15 protein-coding genes are annotated in these 23,355 nt (G+C 39.5%); 5 read left to right on the forward strand and 10 right to left on the reverse strand.

Annotated features, from left to right (window positions below; all coding sequences use genetic code 11):
- Positions 1–20: 20 nt before the first annotated feature.
- The 8 genes from fadB to MED121_RS03480 all read right to left on the reverse strand — a co-directional run bounded on the left by fadB (position 21) and on the right by MED121_RS03480 (position 9,698).
- Positions 21–2,180, reverse strand: a complete 2,160-nt coding sequence (fadB, locus tag MED121_RS03445; RefSeq protein WP_009832213.1) for a fatty acid oxidation complex subunit alpha FadB — start codon at positions 2,178–2,180, stop codon at positions 21–23.
- A 122-nt stretch (positions 2,181–2,302) separates the two neighbouring features.
- Positions 2,303–3,232: an FAD-binding protein gene (locus MED121_RS03450; protein WP_009832214.1), complete on the reverse strand. Its 930-nt coding sequence runs from the start codon at positions 3,230–3,232 to the stop codon at positions 2,303–2,305.
- On the reverse strand, positions 3,229–3,981 hold the full coding sequence (locus MED121_RS03455) for an electron transfer flavoprotein subunit beta/FixA family protein (RefSeq protein ID WP_009832215.1): 753 nt from the start codon (positions 3,979–3,981) through the stop codon (positions 3,229–3,231). The genes MED121_RS03450 and MED121_RS03455 overlap by 4 nt, the downstream gene beginning before the upstream one ends.
- 278 nt (positions 3,982–4,259) lie before the next feature.
- On the reverse strand, positions 4,260–5,009 hold the full coding sequence (locus MED121_RS03460) for an enoyl-CoA hydratase (protein WP_009832216.1): 750 nt from the start codon (positions 5,007–5,009) through the stop codon (positions 4,260–4,262).
- Positions 5,010–5,126: 117 nt separating this feature from the next.
- Positions 5,127–5,687: a DUF2889 domain-containing protein gene (locus MED121_RS03465; protein ID WP_009832217.1), complete on the reverse strand. Its 561-nt coding sequence runs from the start codon at positions 5,685–5,687 to the stop codon at positions 5,127–5,129.
- A gap of 12 nt (positions 5,688–5,699) precedes the next feature.
- On the reverse strand, positions 5,700–7,385 hold the full coding sequence (locus MED121_RS03470) for an AMP-binding protein (RefSeq protein ID WP_009832218.1): 1,686 nt from the start codon (positions 7,383–7,385) through the stop codon (positions 5,700–5,702).
- A 114-nt stretch (positions 7,386–7,499) separates the two neighbouring features.
- Entirely contained in the window at positions 7,500–7,814 is a 315-nt protein-coding gene (locus MED121_RS03475; protein WP_009832219.1) for an SCP2 sterol-binding domain-containing protein, read from the reverse strand.
- Between the two features lie 84 nt (positions 7,815–7,898).
- The gene (locus MED121_RS03480; protein WP_009832220.1) at positions 7,899–9,698 is read right to left on the reverse strand and encodes an acyl-CoA dehydrogenase C-terminal domain-containing protein; all 1,800 of its coding nucleotides are present in this window, start codon (positions 9,696–9,698) and stop codon (positions 7,899–7,901) included.
- Between the two features lie 294 nt (positions 9,699–9,992).
- Here MED121_RS03480 and MED121_RS03485 point away from each other — a divergent pair, with 294 nt between their 5' ends.
- The gene (locus MED121_RS03485; RefSeq protein ID WP_009832221.1) at positions 9,993–10,886 is read left to right on the forward strand and encodes a hypothetical protein; all 894 of its coding nucleotides are present in this window, start codon (positions 9,993–9,995) and stop codon (positions 10,884–10,886) included.
- A gap of 59 nt (positions 10,887–10,945) precedes the next feature.
- Here MED121_RS03485 and MED121_RS03490 read toward each other — a convergent pair whose 3' ends face one another.
- Positions 10,946–13,099: an NAD(P)-binding protein gene (locus MED121_RS03490; protein ID WP_009832222.1), complete on the reverse strand. Its 2,154-nt coding sequence runs from the start codon at positions 13,097–13,099 to the stop codon at positions 10,946–10,948.
- 224 nt (positions 13,100–13,323) lie between these two features.
- On the opposite strand from MED121_RS03490, the gene MED121_RS03495 reads away from it, so the two are divergent.
- From MED121_RS03495 to MED121_RS03510, 4 genes are all read left to right on the forward strand, one after another.
- Positions 13,324–19,710, forward strand: coding sequence for an AAA family ATPase (locus tag MED121_RS03495; RefSeq protein WP_009832223.1), 6,387 nt, complete (start codon positions 13,324–13,326; stop codon positions 19,708–19,710).
- Position 19,711: 1 nt separating this feature from the next.
- Entirely contained in the window at positions 19,712–20,695 is a 984-nt protein-coding gene (locus MED121_RS03500) for a diguanylate cyclase (RefSeq protein WP_036178641.1), read from the forward strand.
- A 31-nt stretch (positions 20,696–20,726) separates the two neighbouring features.
- Entirely contained in the window at positions 20,727–21,140 is a 414-nt protein-coding gene (locus tag MED121_RS03505; RefSeq protein WP_009832225.1) for a response regulator, read from the forward strand.
- Between the two features lie 107 nt (positions 21,141–21,247).
- A complete protein-coding gene (locus MED121_RS03510; protein WP_009832226.1) occupies positions 21,248–22,153 on the forward strand; it encodes a response regulator in 906 nt (301 codons plus the stop codon).
- Positions 22,154–22,170: 17 nt separating this feature from the next.
- Here the strand turns inward: MED121_RS03510 and MED121_RS03515 are convergent, their stop codons facing one another.
- Positions 22,171–23,352, reverse strand: a complete 1,182-nt coding sequence (locus MED121_RS03515; protein ID WP_009832227.1) for a CobW family GTP-binding protein — start codon at positions 23,350–23,352, stop codon at positions 22,171–22,173.
- Between the last annotated feature and the right edge of the window lie 3 nt (positions 23,353–23,355).

Consider the following 23,355-nt stretch of genomic DNA (forward strand, 5'->3'; position numbering starts at 1 on the left):
TCCTAATCTCGACCTATGAATTACTTAGCGGCATTGCCGTAGTAAGTTTCGTTATTGGCTGCCATAGCGCGCATTTGTTCTGTTGGGTGGTAAAGTTTACCCAAGTGGCTGAACTTATCAGCTAACTCACAGAATGCTGCTAGACCCATTTGGTCAAGATAATGTATTGCGCCACCTAGGTATGGAGGGAAACCAATACCATAGATAAGACCCATATCAGCTTCAGCTGGAGAGGCAACAATGTTTTCTTCAAGACAACGAACCGTTTCGATACATAGTGGAATCATCATACGAGCAATGATGTCTTCTTCTGTTAACTCAGTCTGAGACTCAACAGTCGGCGATAGAAGCTCAACGATTTCTTCATTGTAAATTTTCTTCGGCTTACCTTTACGGTCATTTTCGTAAGTGTAAAAACCTTTTTGATTCTTCTGACCAAAACGCTCGAGTTCAAATAAACGATCAATGACGCTCACGCCTTCGTGTTGCATGCGATCAGGGAAACCTTGTGCCATTACTTCATCAGCATGGTAAGCCGTATCAATACCAACAACGTCCATCAAATAAGCAGGACCCATAGGCCAACCGAATTTTTCCATCACTTTATCCACTTGACGGAAGTCTGCACCTTCTTTCATCATGGCAGCAAAACCACCAAAATAAGGGAATAGAACACGGTTAACTAGGAAACCAGGGCAGTCATTTACAACAATCGGTGTTTTACCCATAGCCTGTGCGTAAGCCACGGTTTTAGCAACAGCTGCTTCGCTAGATTTTTCGCCACGAATAACTTCCACTAAAGGCATTTTGTGCACTGGGTTAAAGAAATGCATACCGACAAAGTTTTCAGGACGTTTAAGCGCTGTTGCAAGTTCAGTAATCGAAATTGTCGAAGTGTTGGAGGTCAAAATAGCATCATCAGCAATGTGACCTTCTGTCTCGGCTAATACAGATTTTTTAACATTCACATTTTCAACAACAGCTTCAACGACAAGGTCAACATTTTCAAATTCACCATAAGTCAAAGCAGGTACAATTTTACTGAGTGACTTCATGGCTTTATCAGCAGTTAAACGACCACGTGACACCTGACCATTTAACAACTTAGTCGCTTCATTCAAACCAAGATCAATCGCTTCTGTGCGAATGTCTTTCATGATGATTGGTGTGCCTTTAGAAGCAGATTGATAAGCAACACCGCCACCCATGATACCCGCGCCTAATACAGCAGCTTGTTTAACGGGTGTCGCATCTTTAATCAATGCGCCAGATGTTTTCTTGATTTGCTGATCACTTAAGAAAAGGTTAACAAGGGATTTTGCAACAGGCGTTTTCGCCATTTTGATAAAACCAGCAATTTCTGTTTCGCAGGCTTTTTCAAATGCTTGGCCAATGTTCTTCTCAACAGATTTAATCGCAGCCATAGGCGCTGGGTAATGTTTACCCGCTTTGGCACCCACAACACCACGAACAGATTCGAAGATCATCATTTTTTCAATGGCAGAGAAGACCATAGGCGCAGTCTCTTCTTCACGACGAGCCATATAATCAAGTTTGCCAGAAGCCGCTTGTTCAACAAGGTGAAGCGCTGATTCTAGTACTTTTTCTGTTTTAACAACCGCATCAACAGCGCCATCTTTTAAAGCAACATTGGCACGTTTTTGACCGGCACCACAAATCCATTCGCAGGCATTATCAACACCAATTACACGTGGAAGACGCACAGTACCACCCCAACCTGGGTAAATACCAAGTTGAGTTTCAGGTAAACCAACTTTTGTTGAGTCAGCCATAACTCGATAGTCACAGGCTAAACAAAGCTCAAAACCACCACCTAGCGCAACACCATTAATGGCTGCCACAGTTGGGCATGGAAGAGCAGCAATATCATTGAAGATTTTATGGGCTGCACGCAGCTTTTCAGCTAATAGCTCGTCTTCTAACTCAAACCAAGATGAAAACTCAGTAATGTCTGCGCCAACAACGAAAACATCTTTTGCACTCGCAAAAACAACCCCTTTCAAATCGGGTTGTGCTTTTAGTGCAGACACTGCTTCGCCTAATTCTTGCAAGGTTAAGCTATTAAATTTATTTACTGATTCACCCTGTAAATCTAGAGTGACGATGGCAACGCCAGGTGACTTTTCAGCTACCTTTATTGCTTGTCCTTCAAAAATCATGCTGATCTCCAATTTTTCTTATTTTAACCTTTCCTTGGATTCATTTTTAAATGAGCCCAGAGGCAGAGCAGCCTTAGCTGCCCTTTTAAAAGTTGATAATATTGAGCGAGGTGCCCAATCGCTTACAATGCGCTTTCTAACTCAGGCACAGCTTCGAAAAGATCTGCCACTAAACCATAATCTGCAATTTGGAAAATAGGCGCTTCTTCGTCTTTGTTGATAGCAACAATTACCTTGGAATCCTTCATACCTGCTAAATGCTGAATCGCACCAGAGATACCCACTGCAACATATAAATCAGGGGCAACGGTTTTACCGGTTTGACCGACCTGTAAATCATTTGGTACGAAGCCTGCGTCAACTGCTGCACGAGATGCACCAACGGCAGCCCCTAGCTTGTCAGCAACACCATCAAGAATCTTAAAGTTGTCACCACTTCCCATACCACGACCACCAGAAACAATAATGTTTGCAGCGGTTAACTCTGGACGATCTGACACTGCTAGCTCTTCACCCACAAAACGACTTTTATCTGACGCAATAACTTGAGAAAGAGTCACTAATTCTGCGTTACCACCTTCAGCTGCAACAGGATCAAAGCCCGTAGCACGAATCGTAATCACTTTAATTGCATCACTTGACTGAACCGTCGCAATCGCATTACCCGCATAAATAGGTCGTACAAAGGTATCTGCACTTTCAACTTTGATGACATCAGAAAGTTGTGCGACATCAAGCAAAGCTGCCACACGAGGCAGCATGTTTTTACCTGTTGTCGTTGCTGGCGCTAAAATATGGCTATAAGAAGCAGACAACTCAACTACTAATTTACTAACATTTTCAGCCAGTTGATATTCATAAACCGCATCATCAGCAAGTAAGATACGAGCAACACCTTGAGCTTTAGAAGCTTGTTCAGCAACAGACTGACAATTAGCACCGACCACTAAAAGGTCGATATCACCGCCAATTTGTGCTGCCGCAGCTAGCGTATTTAAAGTGGCTGGTTTTAGATTAGTGTTATCATGTTCCGCAATAATTAAAATGCTCATGCAATCACCTTCGCTTCATTTTTCAATTTTTCTACAAGCTCAGCTACCGAGCCAACTTTAATACCACCTTGACGTTCAGCTGGTGGTGTCACAGAAATAACCTTTACATTAGAGGCAGTAGACACACCTAGCTCTTCAGGTGTTTTAACATCTAATGGCTTTTTCTTCGCTTTCATAATATTGGGAAGCTTAATAAAGCGAGGTTCGTTCAAACGCAGGTCAGTAGTTACTACAGCTGGCAAACTAATGGCAAGCGTTTGAAGCCCACCATCAATTTCACGAGTAACTTGTGCTTCACCATTTTCAATAACCACTTCAGAGGCGAAGGTTGCTTGAGGCATATCAAGCAAAGCCGCTAGCATTTGGCCTGTTTGATTATTATCTGAGTCAATGGCTTGCTTACCTAGAATAATCAGGTCTGGAGATTCTGTCTTTGCGACTTCAGTCAGTAGCTTGGCAACAGCTAAAGAATCAACACCGTCTTCTGTTTCGATCTGAATAGCGCGATCAGCACCTAAACCCAGTGCTGTTCTTAGTGTTTCCTGGCAACCTTTAGAGCCAATTGAAACAGCTACAATTTCTGTCGCTATGCCTTTCTCTTTTAGGCGAACAGCTTCTTCAACCGCAATTTCACAAAATGGGTTAATAGACATTTTTACATTAGCAAGCTCAACCGCTTTATGGTCTGCTTGTACTCTTACTTTAACGTTGTAATCAACAACGCGTTTAACTGCGACTAATATTTTCATACGGCCCTCGTGTCTATTTTTAACTAAGTTCTCAGTGAAAAGAGAATCTTACTTATACCCTAATACAGTATTATTTTGGGTGGTCGTCATTTGTACTTAATACTAAATTCTGACAGATTTTCATCAATAACAAAAAAGCCACAGTTAACTAACAAAAATGTCCAATACCTATCAAAGCCCCTAAAATAGGCGATTGAAATAGCAATTAAAAGTATCGAAAACACCCAATATGATTGAGAAATAATGATCAAATGTTGATTTAGCACATCAACAGAAGCTTATTTTTTTGATAAAAATGCAGTAAAAGCGTCTCGCGCCTCTTGAGAGGAAAGCCTTTCTTTAAAAACACGACTCTCTCTAGACAAGGTAAGTTCGATTTTATCTTGATAAGGCTGCTTTAATAGAGCTTTACTAAGTTGTACCGCCTCACTTGGTAACTCAGAGACTTTAGCAGCATATTCGCTGGCAATAGAATATGCATCTCCTGCATTACAAGCTTTATTAACCAACCCTATTTCAAATGCCGTTTTCGTATCAAACGCCTCACCAAGAACCAGTAATTCAAATGCTTTTTGGTGACCCACTAAATTGGGTATGAGGTAGCTCGAAGCGGCTTCAGGCACTAACCCCAGCTTAACAAAAGGCAATATAAATTTAGCCGAATCACTTGCTACGACCAAATCACAATGCAAAAGCATTGTCACGCCAATACCGACCGCCATGCCTTCAACGGCTGCAATTAAGGGCTTTGGGTGCGTTGCATTAGCATGCAAGAAATCAAATGTAATATTTAGCTTATCAGGTGTTTGTGCTAACTGAACAAACTCAGCTAAATCATTACCTGCACTAAAGTCGTTACCGGAACCTGTGATAAGCGTTGCTTTAATATCATGACTTTTTTTCGCTTTATCTAACGCACTGGTGAGCTCTTGATACATGGTTAAAGTAATTGCATTTTTCTTATCTGGGCGATTGAGCGTTAAGGTTTGAACACCGCCTTCAATCTTTTCAAGAATAAAATTTTCCATTTCAAAACCTATTAACTTTATATAATTAGAGGAAGGTAAACTGTTTTTTAGACAAAAAAATACTCATGCCATTTTTATCTGACATGAGTATTTTCTTTATGCTGTATTTTGCATCAATTAACTGGCTTCATTTTCTCTAATCTTGGTCATCATTGGGCCATTGTTTGCCCAACCTTGGCAAGAATCAGAAAATGACTGAATAGCAGAAGCCGTTCTTTCAGGGTATTTCTCAGCCAGTGGATACCACATCATCTGAAAAGCCGTTGTCGCAACAACAGGCATTAACTCAAGCACATGAGTACAACCGACAACCCCTTTAAACTCTTTTTTTACATGGGCGAGCCAGCCTTGACTTATACGAGTACCAATAAGGCGCTCAAAACCAGGGGCGACGCTATTACAGTTTGGAAAAGGGTGAGCATCAATACTCACCTCAATATCCTTAACTAAAAAATTATCATCGACAGCAATGCGCACACAAATATCATGAAACGGCGTATCTTGGGCAACAAGTTCACCATCAAAATCACGCCAAATATCATAGGTTTTTATGTCTTGCATCCTAGCTTCAACTTCCCACAAGCCATCACTTCTTAAATAACCATCACTGACCACTCGCCTGCGATGCTTAATTTCTCGCATCATAGACTCAGTCTTATCAAGTGTTGGCTCAGACATGACACTCACGACCTAAGCAACCTCTTCATCTCTTAAAGCACGACGCAAAACTTTACCCACATTCGTTTTCGGTAAATCTTCACGTACTTCAATAATTTTAGGCACTTTATAGGCTGTTAGGCTTTCTCGGCAATAATCGCGCAATGCTTTACTGTCGAATTGCGCTTTATCGCCTTTTAATACAACAAAAGCTTTTACCGCTTCACCGGTTTTTTCATCTGGCACACCTATTACAGCGGCTTCAAGCACATCAGGATGTGAGCTCAGGCAATCCTCAATTTCGGTAGGATAAACATTGAACCCAGAAACAATCACCATATCTTTAGCGCGATCAACAATTTTCAAATAGCCATCGGCTTGTCGTAAGGCAATATCACCTGTATTTAAGAAGTTGCCATTTACCATTATTTCCTGGGTGGCAGCTTCTCGTTTCCAGTAGCCTTTCATTACCTGAGGCCCACAGACACATAAAGCACCAGATTCACCTTGAGGCACTTCATTACCGTCATCATCCAAAATTTTAACGATGGTTTCAGCAACAGGAATGCCTATCGTGCCAATTTGTTGTTTACCTGGTGGGTTAAAAGACACAACCGGTGAGGTTTCAGTCAAACCATAGCCTTCAACTACTTTACACTTGGTCACCGCTTCCCACTCATCCGCTGCAGCATGGGTTAATGGCATACCACCAGATGCTGTAATTTTTAATGCAGAAAAGTCTAAGGCTTGAAAGTCTTTATTATTACAAAGCGCCACAAATAAGGTGTTCAAACCAACAAAGCCAGTAATCTTCCATTTACTTAGTTCTTTTACAAAACCAGGAATATCCCTTGGATTTGGAATAAGAACCGTTTGAGCCCCTTTTTCAAGCAGGGTTAAACCATGAATGATAAAGGCATAAATATGATACATAGGCAGAGGAGCAACATAGATTTCTTCGCCTTTAATACAATGAGCATCAAGACGATCACCTAGTTGGTGCATATTTGAAACAAGGTTTGCATGGGTCAACATAGCCCCTTTTGCCACACCTGTAGTACCACCTGTGTACTGAAGTACAGCAATATCACCAGGCTTTTTCTCAACGGCTTTTAATGTGTACTTCTGCCCTTTAGCAATCACATCGTTAAGCTTTTTAGCCATAGGCAAGCCATAAGCAGGCACCATTTTCTTCACATACTTAACAACGCTATTGATCAACAAACGTTTTGGCTGTGGATGAAAATCTGCAATTTCAGTCACAAATACGTGTTTAATGCCTGTTTTTGCCAAAATTGATTCACTGGTACTCGCCATATTTGCGAAGACAACTAATGCTTTAGCGCCAGAGTCGTTAAACTGATGCTCTAGTTCCTTTGCCGTATAAAGCGGATTAGTATTTACGACAATCAAACCCGCTTTCATTGCACCAAATATGACTACCGGATACTGCAATACGTTTGGTAGCTGAATGGCCATTCTGTCGCCCGGCACAAGATCTGTCTCATGCTGTAAATAGGCAGCAAAATTATCAGATTTTTCATCTAGCTCGGTAAAACTCATGGTTCTACCCATACAGCTAAATGCAGGAAAATCAGCAAAGTCTGTACAACTTTTTTTCAACACTTCCGTTACAGACTTAAACTTATGTGGATTTAATGATTCTGGTATCCAGCTACCAGGTTCATTTTGAAGAGAAGACTCAGTTTCTGTCAGCATGCTAATGCTCCGATTTGTTTTTTTTATATTGGAGGAATGTATTATGTCAAAAACCCAACGTTAACCTTGTAACGTTGGGTTTGGCAACTCACGAGATATGAGTTGATAATAAAATTACTGAGGAAATATTTGATTCAGTTTAGTGGCAAGCATGATATCGCCATCGGCTTTAATTTTGCCTTGCATGAATGCCGCCATACCATCTAGTTCACCACTCATAATGTCCTTAAGTGTCTCAAGGTCCATTGAAAGAGTCACTGTCGCATCATCATGCTCACCTTCGGCCAGTGTGCAAGCACCTTCATTAATAGCGATATGATAATCATCAGCATCATCTAATTCGAATTGAAAGACAGCTTCCATATCATCCGCTTCCTCTGCATCAAAACGTTCAACCATTGAATCAAATACTTGTTTAGAATTGCTCATATATACCTCTTTCCATATTTATCTATTTGCAACCTTACTCTCAAACTATTAGAAAGTAAGGTTTTATTCAAATTTATTAATAGCTTATAAGAAAACAAAGTTCTCTTCATCGATTGAAAGTAAGTTATCAGATCCTGATAGCATAGCTTCAACATGTGTACGAGTACGTGGAAGAATACGATCATAGTAGAAAGTCGCTGTTTGCAACTTAGACTGATAGAAGCCTTTCTCATCAGAACCTTCATCAAGTTGCACTTGCGCTGTTACTGCCATTCTCGCCCAGAAGTACGCAAGAACCACATAACCAGAGAACATTAGATAATCAACTGATGCAGCGCCCACTTCTTCTTTGTTACGCATCGCTTTCATACCAATTTTAAGCGTGATATCACCCCACTCACTGTTTAGCTTACTTAACGCAGAGATATAAGGCTTGAAGCGTTTGTCACCCTTGTGCTCTTTACAGAACTTATGAATGATCTTAGTAAAGGTTTTCAGGGTCTTACCTTGAGACATCAACACTTTACGACCGAGTAAATCAAGGGCTTGTATACCCGTTGTGCCCTCATACAGCATTGAGATACGGCAATCTCGTACGTTTTGCTCCATACCCCACTCAGAAATAAAGCCATGACCACCATAAACTTGCATGCCTAAGTTTGCTGCTTCATAACCTGTTTCAGTTAAAAAGGCTTTCGCTATCGGCGTTAACAATGACATCAATTCATCAGCATGTGCTTTTTCATCAGGAGAACCTTTTTTGGTAATGTCCACCAGCATAGAGCAATAATGAATAAGCGCACGGCCACCTTCTGCAAAGGCTTTTTGAGTCAGTAGCATACGTCGTACATCAGGATGCACGATAATTGGATCTGCTGCTTTTTCTGGTGCTTTTGGTCCAGATAGAGCACGCATTTGTAAACGATCACGAGCATAGCTTACTGAGTTCTGTAATGCCCATTCACTGTGTGCTAGACCTTGTAATGCTGTACCTAGACGTGCGGTATTCATAAAGGTAAACATACAGTTCAAACCTTTATTCTCAGGCCCAATCAAGTAACCTTTAGCACCATCAAAATTCATCACACAAGTAGCATTACCATGAATACCCATTTTATGTTCGATTGAACCACAAGCAACGCCATTACGATCAGCGGCTTCGCCTTGATCATCCACATTGAACTTAGGCACAATGAAAAGAGAAATGCCTTTAGTTCCAGCAGGTGCATCAGGAAGACGAGCCAATACAATATGGACAATATTATCAGCCATATCATGCTCACCTGCAGAGATGAAGATTTTTGTACCAGAAATAGCATAAGAACCATCAGCTTGAGGTTCTGCTTTGGTTTTTAACAAACCTAAATCAGTACCACAATGAGGCTCAGTCAAGCACATAGTACCTGTCCACTCACCTGATACAAGCTTGGTTAGGTAAGTTTGCTTTTGTTCTTCAGTACCGTGAGATTCAAGTGTGTTCATGGCACCGTGACTCAGCCCTGGGTACATCCCCCATGACCAGTTTGCGGTACCAATCATCTCAGTCACCATCAAACCTAAAGATTCAGGCAAACCTTGGCCACCGACTTCTTCAGCATGAGGCAAAGAGGCCCAACCACCTTCAACATATTGTTGATAAGCTTCTTTAAAGCCTTCAGGTGTGGTGACAACACCATCTTTAAAAGTACAACCTTGTTGATCGCCTACACGGTTAAGAGGAGACAAGACACGTTCAGCAAATTTAGCACCTTCTTCCAGAATCGCTGCGATCATATCCGGAGTCGCTTCTTCAGCTCCAGGTAGGTTGGCATAGTGGCTGTTCACATCCAACACTTCTTCGGTTACGAATTTAATATCACGCAACGGCGCTTTATATTCAGGCATGGCCTTGACCTCTTATTGTTTTTTTCATTTTTCCCCATATTTGACTGGGGTAACTATAACTAACAGATTCGACTATTCTTCAGTTTCTCTCAATAACAAAAGCTACCAAGATTAATAACAAAAATATGCATGCTATAAATATAGTGACCAGAAACGGAAACTAACTGTCATCTTTATACAGGAAAATAGACAAATTTTGATGCCACATTGGAACCAATCATCCTGACCTTAAATAAGGCAATTTACGGTTGTCACTTAATAAAGGTTAAGTCTTAAATGGAGATAAGGGAAATTATGAAAACTTATATTCAGCTTGAACTAGAAACGGCAGCATTGTGTAAGTCAATCGAGAATCAACCACAGAAAAGACTTGAAGTAAGAGAAGCGTTTTACAAAAAGCATGGCTGCTCGACATTACTAGATCCTTACAACTTTGGAGACTCTGAAATTGCCTTTCTAAAGTGGGAAATTAAACGTGGCGTTTTCAACCCACTCAATGACATTAAGCAAGTTGGGAGCCCTTGGTGGCGAAATGTTAACCTCAGATTTATTTATTTCTCTGAGCTCGCCGGTCGTGTTTTTGATGAAAAGATACAGCCACAAGATTTACCCATTCCTGTGCAAGCTTGGCTAGATTATTTGAAAGACCAAACGGCTGAGAATTGGTATAAAGCACACAATACAACAATCCTAAATGCATTTGATTTTTATATTAATGATGCTCGACAAGAAAATGATGTTGAAAAAGTTTTTCTCAATATCATTCTATATCGCCTACTCTTTGCCCAGGCCATGGTTGAGGATGTGACCATCTTCGGTGAACTAGGATCCTTGCTTGCTGACCCTAGAGGTTTTTCCGTCAAATTAATCACTAGTCTGCCCGACTTTTATCCAACACATTACCCTTTAACAGAGGCTGACCTTGCCACTATTGAAGGTGATGATTTAAGCACTAAAGAGATTTTTTTCGACATTATTAAAGATTGGAAAGAGAAAGCTAGCCTAAAAGAGATTATAAAAGACGCTTTTCAACTTGAAGATTTTGGGGTCAAAATTCTAGATGACTGGATAATAAAACCTCATATTAAAGAAATGTACGCTGCGGCATCACGTTATGATCAGGCCCCTTTTTTAACAAGTTATCTGCAGGATAAAGAACCCTGCTACCCTTATCCATATGAGGATTAGACCTAAAAAAGCGCAGAAAAATATTACATTTATCTGCGCTTCTTAAAGGTTATAAATGGTCAATCAAACAAAGATTCACCAAAAATAGCGTATTTCTCTCCTTTAACGGCTCTTGCAGTTTGTAACCCAGATATCGTAGCTGATTCAACGCAGCCCATATTAAAGCCATTTAAAATCCAATCACCTGTGATTAATAAATTATCAAACCCAGAGTCATCCGTTTTCAACCTCAGTTTAGTCGTGCCGACTGTGGATTGAACATAACGTTCGCTTGGGTCTATATTGGCTCGACTATATTGTGCATCCAGACGCTGCTCTCCCACCATATAAGTAGGCGCAACCAAGTATTCCCATTTATAAACCCCCTTTTCAGGGTTGGCATTTGGCCATAAAAAGCCAGACCGATTTAACATAAAGTCTTTTGCATCTGCCTCAACTTTTGCCCGCTGAGATTTGGGATAAGATGGATCGGGGGCTTTAGGGGCTTTATCGGGAGCAAAGACACCGCAAAAATAACTAATGTCTTTAGGTGCATCAGGGTCAGACACCTGCCACTCTTCCCGCTTGACCAAATAACTAACATCTGCCCAAGAATCTAAAGATTGTGCATCGTAACCAAGAATTTCAGGCGCCTCTTCACCCTCTTTATATTCAGGCCAGCCTAACGCTTGAATATCTTTATTTTGCCAAACTTGATAGGCCTGAGTAGCAACCGTTGAAAGACCTTCTGCCATGGTTTTAAAGGCCGGATTTAAAGCCAGTAAATCAGGTGCAACACTCGGCAATGACGCGACAGAAATACCTAAAATAACCTGATCAAAATCGTCACCCATTTTTAAGCTTATTTTCTCTTGATCGTAAAGTTCAGACCAGTTAGTCCAAAATGATTCTAAATTAATATCATTATCGATCAGTTTAGCAGCAACACTGGCTTCAATTTGATCATACAAAGGGGTCGCGGGCCAACAAGGTAGGTCTTTCACATTCACTAAAGGATCATAATCTTTCTCACCTTCTTTCAGAGGAACTTGCTTAACTAACTGTATCTCGTTAACCATTCGCCTCCCTTCTTTTTCAATGGCACATACCTCTTCAACTTTATGAAAGAACTTAAATTTTACACCTCTTTTTTTAAGAACCTCATAATATGGGGCAAACACCACGTCACCCATACCAGCTTGCATACGCCAAACAAACGATTCTCTTACTGCCACTACCGCCCAAAGCCCTGCCTTGATTACTGTTCCAGCTTCGACATTGGGTTGGGATAGATCGCCATCTTTGTAGGCAAAAAAACCACCATACATACCATTCATGATGGGGCCTGAAGCCGTTAACTCATTTGCTCCCCACGAGGTTAACCATGCATTGAAATTTTGATCATTAATTTGATTAAGTGCACCTGGTAAATATAACTTTCCTTTAAGCACGCCAATTCCCATGGTTAAAATAAAATCTAACGTGGTATAAGTTCGATTAATTTTTAAATTAATTTTGGCGGGAATTACAAGCAGTGCGGTTAAACTTTCTCTAATATCCTCCATCAGGATAATCACATCATTTAACCAATTTTCAAGTTTATTTTGATCACTTTGAGTGGCGCAATCAGAAAGCCCTTTCTTAACCAGTTTCAACTTTTTAACTAGGGCAAAAATGGCTTCATCTTCAATAAAATCTTCGACCTCATCCTTAATATATTTAATAACATCAAAAAAATTGGCCCCTTCTTTTAATTCTGGTTCTTCTTCAGCATGCTTTATCAACCAATCAATCAGAACAGATAAAGCGTCTAAAATGTTAACTGGGTTTGGCCCTTCACCCACTTTTCCTGGCAAGGGTGGAACATTAACAGGCCACACTGACCATTCTTTTCTAAAGTCCTGAGCAAGGGCCGTTGAATGATGCGGGGTAAAGGCATCATATAAGCCAGCTAAGGGCGCATTACTAGGGCGATCAAGCTCCTCATAGCAGGCTCTCATACACTTAAACGCATTATAATAAAATCCAAACCAGACATGGATTCCATGTTCTTCAATACGGCCATGATCTTCCAGATTACGCCCGCTTGCTCCTTTTCCTCCTAAACGCCATCCCATTTGATACAGGGTAATATCATATTTTTTCTGCCAATCCTTTTGACTCGTGAGATCAAACACACTTGTCACAGCAGAAACACCACCTCCTAATACAGCTATTCTCCTTACGTCCGTCATTATCACTTCCTCAAATTCTTATAAAAAAAGTCATCTTTATTTATCAAATAAAAGAGTTAGTCTAAGCTCAATAATTAAGCCCTTGTTTCAACTATTAAATACCTAATTACGAATAGATGAACATAGTTATAATTTCAGTATTTTCAAATTAAATAAAAGCGTGTTATAAGCAATTAAACGAATAGTAGAAGATCACTCTGAACGGAAGAATTTAAGGAAATTTCTTGATTAAGCTATCTGGATATAAAACAGAAACTCAACTTCATGAAGGGCAAAACACCCTTATTTATCGTGCTATTAGAGAGAGCGACTCAAAGTCAGTTATTTTTAAAGTTATTCGGGATAGCTCACCAACACCAGAACAGACAGCCGCCTATAAAAAAGAATTTCAGCTTCTTCAGTCATTAAATAAAAGTAAATATGTTAGGCAGGCTTTTGGCTTAGAAAAGATAAATCACACGCTTTGCATGATATTAGAAGATTGCAAAGGTATCCCTGTTTCAAAGCTTATCAAGCAAGAAAAACTGTCTGTAATTGACAGTATTCGTATTGCCTTAGATATCACCAAAGCATTACAAGATTTACATGAAAACAACCTTATTCACTGTGATATCAACCCAGACAACATCCTTTGGAATAGCACAAAGCGCAGCGCCAAATTAATTGATTTTGGGATAAGTACCAGCATATCAAAATCAGGTTATGCCCAAATCAGTAATGGCATTCATGTAGGGTCTTTAGCTTACACTTCGCCTGAACAAACAGGCAGGATGAATCGCCCCTTAGATTATCGCGCTGATTTTTATGCTTTAGGCGTTACTCTATTTGAGATGTTGAGCTATCAACTCCCGTTTTTAAGTAATGACCCTATTCAGCTCATACACAGTCACCTTAGCCAGCTGCCCCCGTCTCCTACTAGTATAAAAAAACACATTCCTAAGGTGCTAAGTGCCATCGTTTTAAAATTGATGGCAAAAACAGGAGACCAAAGATATCAGAGTATTTATGGACTTAAGGCAGATTTAAAACAATGTCTTGCGACTTTAGAAAAAGAAGATACTTTAGATGACTTTGCCATTGCTAAACAGGATATAAAAACACACTTCCAAGTTGCCCAAACCATTAACGGGCGCTTAGAAGAAGTAGAAAAATTAAACCATGCTTTCAATCAAGCGGCTGACGGCCCTTCAAACCTATTACTGGTTAGCGGTTATGCGGGCACAGGAAAATCATCTTTCGTTAATGAAGTTCACAAAAATGTTGTCTCCAAACATGGGCACTTTATTTATGGCAAATTTGATAAATTTAGCCGTGATATTCCTTATTTTGCCTTTAGCCAAGCCGGAGCGCTTTGGGTCAACCAAATTTTAAGCCAAGAAGAAAGCGAGATTAAGTTTTGGCAAAACACATTTAATGAGCAACTAGGGACTAACTTAAAGCTGATTATCAATTTAATCCCTAGCTTATCGGTTATTTTTGACACTGTTCCTGAACCAGAAGCCACGACCGCCAGTGAATCACAAAGTCGATTCAATTCAGCTTTAAAAACTTTTTTCCAATTAATTTGTCAAAAAGAATCACCTATAGCCTTATTTTTAGATGACCTACAATGGGCAGATACCGCGTCACTAAACCTTATTGAAACTATTTTAAGTGATGATAATTCACACCATTTACTGATTATCGGCGCCTACAGGGACAATGAAATAAGCCAAGCGCATCCTTTGAATTTAACCCTGAGTAAAATACTTAAGACGAACAAAGACATTATTCAAATTCCTTTACAGCCCCTTAACCTAAAGTCAGTGAATCTGTTGATCGCAGAAACACTCAGTAAACCTTTGCAAGAAACCTACGAGTTAGCCGAACTTTGTTATGAAAAAACGTTAGGGAACCCGTTTTTCTTAACTCAGTTTCTAAACTCAACCCATGAACAATCACTTATTACCTTTGACGCCAAAACTGGCAACTGGCATTGGGATATTCATAAAATTCGAAATTGGGCTGTGACAGATAATGTTGCAGATTTCATGATAAGTGAGATTTCAAAAGTCGATCGAGCTTGTCAGAAACTATTAAAATTAGCGGCTTTTATTGGCACAAACTTTGATTTTAAAACCTTAAGCATGCTGATTAAACAGCCTCTTTCTATTTGTGAACAGCAGCTATCTACCTGTATTGATCACGGTTTTATACAGGCAATTGATACTAGTTTTAGAACCTTAGCCCAAAGTGAATTATTAGAAATTAGTAACCCTAAGTTTCGTTTCAGCCATGACAATATTCAGCAAGCCGCCTACAACATTGACATTCCAGTGAATGCTGAACGAATCCACCTAGAGCTTGGGGAGAGACTTCTCCAAGGAGAAGATTCAAATAACCAGCTTTTTAACATACTTCATCATTTCAATCTTGCTCACGCTTTATTCAGTGAAGCGGATCAACGTCAAAAATTAATCGAATTAAACTTAAAGGCGGCAGTCAAAGCAAAAGAGACAAATGCCTATGTCCCTGCACTAAACTATTTAGAGCATGGAATTCAGTTTTTAGAGACTGATTGCTGGGCCAACAATTATCAATTAGCGCTAAATTTTTATAAGGAAAAAGCCGAATCAGCCCATTTAGCCGGTCGATTTGATGCCGCCCACCAAGCCTGTGATTTTATCTTAGATCATCAAATAGAAGACATTGATAGAGCACAAATCCTCGCCCTTAAAACAGAGCTTCATGCCGGTGTAGGCCAATTTGATTTAGCCTTAAAAACAGGTAGTGAAGGCATACGTTTATTAGGTGTTCATTGGCCAGATGATGACGATGAATTACAGCAACAGATGGGGGCTGAACTAGCAGAGATAGGCGCTTTTATAGAAGAGAAAAGCATTGAGTCCTTATTGGACTTGCCACCGATGCAAGATGCAAAAATATTGGTTTTAATGGATTTGCTTGGCCATATCTGGGGTCCAGCCATTAATGTAAAGCTTCATATGAGTACTTTGGCGGTTGTTAAGCTGGTTAAGCTATCAATTCAATCAGGCAATACCAGCATGTCTGCTTTTGGCTATGTTAATTATGGCACCATGCTGGCCGCGTTTATGAATCAGTATCAGCAAGGCTATGAATTTGGCAAGCTTGCGGTAGAATTGATCAAAAGAACGCCATATTCTCCGCTTACCTGTAAGATTTATACCATGTTTGGCGTGACCAATAGCCCTTGGTCATCACACCTTCCAACTAATATTAATTATCTTAAAAAAGCCCTTCAAGCAGGTTTAGAAGCAGGTGAAATTGTTTTTGCCAGTTATAGTGCATTCCATATTCTAAAGCACATGCTACTCAGTGGTCAGCCATTAATCGATATTGAAGAAGAAGGTAAAGCCCTAGACGCTATTATTAAAAAGCTTGCAGACCCCAATACAATGGAAGTGCATGAAATGCTAATGCGCTCCAACAAACTACTACAAAGTCACTCGCAAACAGGTTTAAGTTGGGATGATGGAAGTTTTAAAGAGGAGGAGTTAGTTAACAACCTCATTGATTCCAACCATGTGCTTTGCTTGAACTATTATCATTTTAGTAAAACCATGGAAGCTTTCATCTTTGGTGATTACCCTCTCGCCCTTAAATATGCCGATGAAGCCGAAAAGACCTTAGCCGCTACTTTTGGTTGGTTTAGCATTTCAGAGCATTGTTTCTTACAAACTTTAAGTTTAATTCAGGTGTGCCAAAATGAACCAAAAGGCAGCGAAACGTGGATAACCCTCAACGACAAAATTGCCAGTAATAAAGACAAAATGCAAAGCTGGGCAAACAATTGTGAAATCAATTTCAAATTTAAATTAGAATTAATCGAGGCTGAATTAGCACGTTTAGAAGGTGATACTCTGACTGCATTAGACCTTTATGATAATGCTATTGAGGGTGCTAAGCTTGGCGACTTTATCTATCACCATGGGATTGCTAACGAATTAGCCGGTAACTTTTGGATCAATAAAGGCAAAAACACCATAGGCCTTAGCTATTTAAAAGAGGCCCACACAAGCTATTTAAACTGGGGCTCTCAAAGCAAAGCTAAATCACTAAGAGATACGTTTCCTGAGTTATCAATACACTCACCCAATGTTAAAGCTGAAGCAAACCATACTCGTAACATTGATCATAACTCTTTAGACCTCATGTCTGTGGCTAAATCAGCTCAAATTATCTCAAGTGAAATCCAAATAGAGCAGCTACTAGAAAAGTTAATGAGGAGTATTATTACTGAAGCGGGAGCTCAATCAGGTGAGTTGATCCTTAAGACAGGTGAAAATTGGAGCATACAGGCTTCAGCTAAAAACGAGCAGCTCACCAGTATTAACGACAAGGCCCACATTGAGCAAGGAACTATTATTGATTTCAATAAAGAATCCGCCAATAGTTTCTTATTACCTAAATCCATCCTTACCTATGTTAAACGAACAGGTACACCCATCATTTTAGATGATGCAAGCGCCTGTATTGATTATGCAATTGACCCTTATATTAAAAAGTACAACCCTGTTTCATTACTTTGTTATCCCATCTTGAAACAAGGTGTATTAATGGGAATCTTGTACTTAGAAAATAACCTAATTGCAGGGGCTTTCACCAAAGATCGTCTGGACGTTCTCAATATATTGGCAGGGCAGGCAGCCATCTCAATTGATAATGCCTTGGTGTACCAGAATCTTGAAGACAGAGTAAATGAAAGAACAAAACAATTAACTCTCGCGAAGCTTCAGGCCGAAGAAGCAAACCAAGCTAAATCTATGTTTCTTGCCACCATGAGTCATGAAATAAGAACCCCCATGAATGCGGTAATCGGCTTAAGTCACCTCGTATTGAAAACTCAATTAAACCTAGAACAAAAAGACTATTTAAATAAAATTTTGGAGTCTGCTGAAATATTATTAGGCTTAATTAACAGTGTTCTGGATTTCTCTAAAATTGAAGCCCATAAATTAGCGTTAGAGTCCATTCCCTTTAACCTCAATGATGTCATTGAAAACAGCACCTCTATATGCTCGATTAAAGCCAAAGAAAAAGGTCTAGCCCTCAATATACATTGCCATAACGCTGATATTCCGCTACTTCAAGGGGACCCATTAAGGCTACAGCAGATTCTTATTAATCTTGCCAATAATGCGGTCAAATTTACTCGTATCGGCCAAGTCGATATCCATATCCACTTAGAGCCAAATGAGCAAGACCTCGCCCAACTTAAATTTGAGATTGTTGATACGGGTGTGGGCATGAACAAAAAACAAATTGATAATTTATTTAGCTCCTTTAGCCAAGGGGATGATTCCATTACGCGTCAATACGGCGGAACAGGGCTTGGGCTTGCAATATCAAAAGAGCTGATTGAATTAATGGGTGGTGAAATCTGGGTAAACAGTGAAATGGGTAAAGGCTCTACCTTTGGCTTTAGAGTCATAGTCGACTTCGCTAAATTAGAAACCAAAATCCAAGAAAACAAACAAACGATAGAAGTATTAACACCGCAATATTATAAGGGTAATAAAATATTATTGGTTGAGGACAACCCTCTTAACCGTCAGGTAGCACAAGGACTATTAAAAGAAAGCCTCCTTGATATAGATTTAGCGACAAATGGCCTAGAAGCTATAGAAAAATTGTCCAACAATGAATATGACCTCGTGTTTATGGATATACAAATGCCCATTCTTGATGGCTTTAGCGCGACTAAAAGAATTAGAGAAAAACCCGAATGGAAGTCATTACCTATCATAGCCATGACAGCGCATGCCACGGATTCAGATAGAGATAAATGCTTACAGGTTGGTATGAATGATTATATTTCTAAACCAATAGACCCTAATAAGCTAACAAAAATGCTAGCTAAATGGATAAAAGAGAAGCCTGTAGAAACGAGTAATACAGCAACAAACACCAGTAAGAAAGAAACTAAAGTCGATCAAACTCTTAACAAATTTGATGCTTTAACCAAAATCCAAGCATTAAATACAGATGAAGCACTTGCTCGCCTTAAAGGACAGCATGCCCTTTACCTCCAACTAATTAAGAGCTTCCTAAAGGATAACGTTAATTTGGAGATTGAGCTTAATGACTTGTTTAATGAAAAGAAATTTGAGACCTTATTCATAAAGATACATTCATTAAAGTCCAATGCGATCTACATAGGAGCAATGGACTTATATGAACAAAGTGCAGAACTTGAAAAAGAACTGGAACCTTATAAGCATGACCTTGATAGTGTTAATGCAGAGGTAAATACCACATTAAAAGCTCTTCTTAACAAGGTTACTGAGCCATTAAAAAGTTTAAACAAGTCATTATCGGCAGTGATGACAGAGAAAAAAGAGTCTGATGAGTCACTGCAAATGAACATTAAACTGAAGGATTACCTGATTAATATATCACCATTATTAAAGTCTTCAGACTTTAGTGTTGAGCAATATATGCCAAGTATACTGACCTTGGTAAAAGGCAGCCCTTTAGAGGTACAGATACAGCAGTTAGTAGATTGGGTTGAAGATGTCGAGTTCGAAAAAGCGACAGCTTTAACTGAACAGTTGCTAAGCAACTTGTCGAGAAATGATAGAGACTTCTAATATGAGCCAGCCTTTTCAAAAAAAGCACCTTATTCTTTTAGTTGATGATGAAGAGATCAATCGTATCCTTCTCACCAGCATCATAGAAGATAGGGGCGATTGCGAAATTTTATGTGCGAAAAATGGTGTAGAAGCAATAGACCTCTGCCTGAAATATCAACCAGATCTCATTATTCTTGATATTCTAATGCCTGCAATGACAGGCTTTGAAGTCATGGAAGTACTCAAACAAGAAGCCCCTACCAACCAAATTCCTGTTATTTTTATAAGCGCCTTATCTGAGACAAACCATGAAGCTCATGCTTTTCAATTAGGTGCATGTGATTACATACATAAGCCTTTTCATGCCGATATAGTGCAAGCGCGTTTGGGTTTACAATTAAAACTAATCGAGCAAAGGTTAATATTGGATCAACTAGCCCATATTGACCCACTTACCTCAATCGCTAACCGTAGAAAATTTACTCACGATTTCAAAAATCAGTGGCTCAAATGCCAAGATGAAAACCAACCATTAACGATCACCATGGTAGATATTGACTGCTTTAAACTTCATAACGACAGTTTTGGTCACACCTCTGGAGATAAGGTTTTAAAGCAGGTAGCAGCCACTTTATCTAGTACGCTTGCGGCTCTTGGCAATAATAAAGAGCACCTTGTGGCCCGCTATGGCGGCGAAGAATTTATTCTATTGATGCCAAACTCTCCGGTTGAAGACGTTCAGCATATTATTGAGTCTTGTCGTGCTGAAGTGGAAAAATTAGACATTAGAGTTCAGCAAACAAATGACACACTAAGCAGCTTTCACAACAATACTCTCACCATCAGTTTAGGTGGCATCACCTGTCAGCCCAAAAAGAACCTATCCCCTAATTGGTTACTTAATGCCGCAGACGATCTGTTATACCAAGCCAAAAAATCCGGAAAAAACCAAGTACACTATCGAAATGAATTATTAAATCATGCAAATTTTATCGATGCATAAACTATAGTTTAAAGGACAAGGAGGTCCTATCATGAAAAACAATCAAAAAGTTTTGATTATTGACGATGATAAAAATAGTTTGCAAATCTTGGGCAATTTTTTAAGGGATGAATTTGAAATTTCCTGTGCACAAACAGGCATCCAAGGCATAAGAAAAGCAGAGCTCTATCAACCAGATCTTATCCTACTTGACCTACTCATGCCCTACATGAGTGGATTAGATACCCTTTCGCAGCTCAAAAAAATCAGCGCCACAAAGCATATCCCTATTTTGATTCTATACAGTGACACCTATAGAAAAGAGGCATATTTAGCCATTGAAAAGGGAGCCTATGACTGTATACGTAAGCCATTTGATTACCTCGTTATTGAAACAAGGGTAAAAAACGCATTAAATCCACCCGCTAAATTCAATATTGAAGAGTCTAAAATAACAATTCCATAACAAATATGGCTTATTTTAAAACTTCAATACAAGAATAAACATTGTAAAATGAGCAGGCTTTCAACTAGCGTCTATATTAGAGCTAAGACATTTATGAGGACGTCGCTTTGACAAATAATCGCCCCCACTTACTAGCTGTTGACGATGAAGAAATAAACTTAAGAATTCTTGAACACTATTTGTCTGACTCTGATTATCAGGTCACTTTTGCACAATCAAGTAATCAAGCTTGGGATTATTTAACAAACGCAGATTATCAGTTTGATGTACTTTTACTTGATTGGGTTATGCCTGATGTTGATGGTCTGGAACTTCTAAAAAAAGCCAAAGAACTAGAGAATTATAAGCATGTTCCTGCCATTATGATTTCCGGCTTAAGTGCGCCTTCTGCTATATCAAAAGGGCTGAACGCAGGCGCCTTTTATTACCTGACGAAGCCATTAGGCCAAGATGTTCTTTTTTCTGTACTTAAAGCCGCTCTCAATGAATTAAGCAGCATACGCTCTTTGGTTGAAAACCAAGATAAGTTTACCGACGCATTTAGTTTAATTAATCATGGCCAGTTTAATTTTCGAACATTACATGATGTTAACTGTCTAGTTGAAAGCTTAAGCAGCATGTTTCCCCATAATATCAACACACCGATTGGTCTTAGAGAGCTGATGATCAATGCCATTGAGCACGGCAATCTTGGTATTAGTTATCAAGAAAAGACTCACCTAATGGAAATTGACCAATGGGAAGAGGAAGTTGAGAGACGACTTTTATTAAATGAAAATACAGATAAAAATGCCTCTTTAAATATCGATAAAAACTCAGACAGAGTCGAGATCACGATTACAGACCAAGGCATTGGTTTTGATTGGGAAGAGTTTTTAGAAATCGACAACGAACGTATCACAGATCCCCATGGAAGAGGCATTGCGATCGCAAAGCTGTTTAGCTTTGATGATTTAAACTATGTCGCACCAGGTAATATTGTAAAAGTCAGAATCGATCTCAGACCTCAATAGAGGGTTGAGAGCGAGTGTTAAAGTAAATTTAGCACCCAAGATTGAATTTCATCTTGGTTTTGAACACCTAAATCATCAGCAGATAGAATCAACTCAAGCTTGGAATCTATCTGCTTTTTTGACTCTAAATAAATTGAAAAATCCCTCTGAGTTGCATTTAACAATAACGCTTGCGATTCAAGATTAAACACCCCTTTCATACGCAGAATATTTGGCATGCCATGAAGCTTTTTCAAAACGGTTTCAACTAAAGCTTGATCAAAGAAGGTATCGCTTGCAAATACCCAAGCCATCGTTAGTCCATCTGTTGAGGCTTTAAAGTAAAAATCATTGTTTGTTTGCTCACTAGCGTGTAATGAAGCAGAGTTTTCAGAGGGACTGTGATCCGAGTGGCTATGATCCGAGTGACTATGTTTCAAGTGGCTGTGTTCCAAGTGGTTATGACCCGAGTGGTTATGAAGAGAATGTTTAGTATCAGGATCAGTGGATTTCTGGCTTAGTTTTGACCGAGCACTGATATCATCAGCATCCTGTAAAACATGCTTTTTTATTTTCATCTGACTTAAAGTGAGCTGACCATCGGCCATTTTTTCAACCTGAGTTTTTGCAGGTTTTAATCCGGATAAATAGCAATCCAAGGCATGCCAATCCTCTTCCTGATATGTCTCACACTTGCTTGCAACCAGAATATCGGCCATGGCAACTTGTTCGATAAAATTAGCATGATTAACATACCTTTTATCGCTCAAATTACGGGCATCAAGCAAACACAAACTAGATTCAATATCTAAAACGCTTTGATAATGCGCAGCCGTAAGTTGTTTTAAAATATTACGAGGGTGACCCAGCCCAGTAGGCTCAATCAAGATACGATCAGGGTTTTGTGCTTTGATCAAATTGTTTAAGGCCACTTGAAAAGCAGCAGAGGTAGCACAACAAACACAACCTCCCGCCACTTGTTTGATAGCAACACTTTTAGCCTGATTAGGGCTTTCTGCCTTAAAATCAGAGTCGAGCCCCGCTTCTAAAAGCGTCTGATCTAAACCGATTTCCCCAAATTCATTAACCAATACCGCCCAGCGCTCACCTTCAGGAATTTGCGTTAAAAGCTGCTTAATAAGAGTGGTTTTTCCAGCGCCAAGAAAGCCTGTAATCAAATTAACTTTAATACCTTCATATGAGGGAGAAAATTCAGACATGAA

The sequence above is a fragment of the Marinomonas sp. MED121 genome, assembly GCF_000153025.1.
In the GTDB taxonomy this organism is placed as follows: domain Bacteria; phylum Pseudomonadota; class Gammaproteobacteria; order Pseudomonadales; family Marinomonadaceae; genus Marinomonas.

Bases quoted from the DNA above. Each gene is read 5' to 3' on its own strand.
- MED121_RS03475 (WP_009832219.1), bottom strand. From the start codon at position 7,814: ATGAGCAATTCTAAACAAGTATTTGATTCAATGGTTGAACGTTTTGAT.
- MED121_RS03490 (WP_009832222.1), bottom strand. From the start codon at position 13,099: ATGACGGACGTAAGGAGAATAGCTGTATTAGGAGGTGGTGTTTCTGCT.
- fadB (WP_009832213.1), bottom strand. From the start codon at position 2,180: ATGATTTTTGAAGGACAAGCAATAAAGGTAGCTGAAAAGTCACCTGGC.
- MED121_RS03450 (WP_009832214.1), bottom strand. From the start codon at position 3,232: ATGAGCATTTTAATTATTGCGGAACATGATAACACTAATCTAAAACCA.
- MED121_RS03460 (WP_009832216.1), bottom strand. From the start codon at position 5,009: ATGGAAAATTTTATTCTTGAAAAGATTGAAGGCGGTGTTCAAACCTTA.
- MED121_RS03500 (WP_036178641.1), top strand. From the start codon at position 19,712: ATGAGCCAGCCTTTTCAAAAAAAGCACCTTATTCTTTTAGTTGATGAT.
- MED121_RS03470 (WP_009832218.1), bottom strand. From the start codon at position 7,385: ATGCTGACAGAAACTGAGTCTTCTCTTCAAAATGAACCTGGTAGCTGG.
- MED121_RS03485 (WP_009832221.1), top strand. From the start codon at position 9,993: ATGAAAACTTATATTCAGCTTGAACTAGAAACGGCAGCATTGTGTAAG.
- MED121_RS03455 (WP_009832215.1), bottom strand. From the start codon at position 3,981: ATGAAAATATTAGTCGCAGTTAAACGCGTTGTTGATTACAACGTTAAA.
- MED121_RS03505 (WP_009832225.1), top strand. From the start codon at position 20,727: ATGAAAAACAATCAAAAAGTTTTGATTATTGACGATGATAAAAATAGT.
- MED121_RS03480 (WP_009832220.1), bottom strand. From the start codon at position 9,698: ATGCCTGAATATAAAGCGCCGTTGCGTGATATTAAATTCGTAACCGAA.
- MED121_RS03515 (WP_009832227.1), bottom strand. From the start codon at position 23,352: ATGTCTGAATTTTCTCCCTCATATGAAGGTATTAAAGTTAATTTGATT.
- MED121_RS03465 (WP_009832217.1), bottom strand. From the start codon at position 5,687: ATGTCTGAGCCAACACTTGATAAGACTGAGTCTATGATGCGAGAAATT.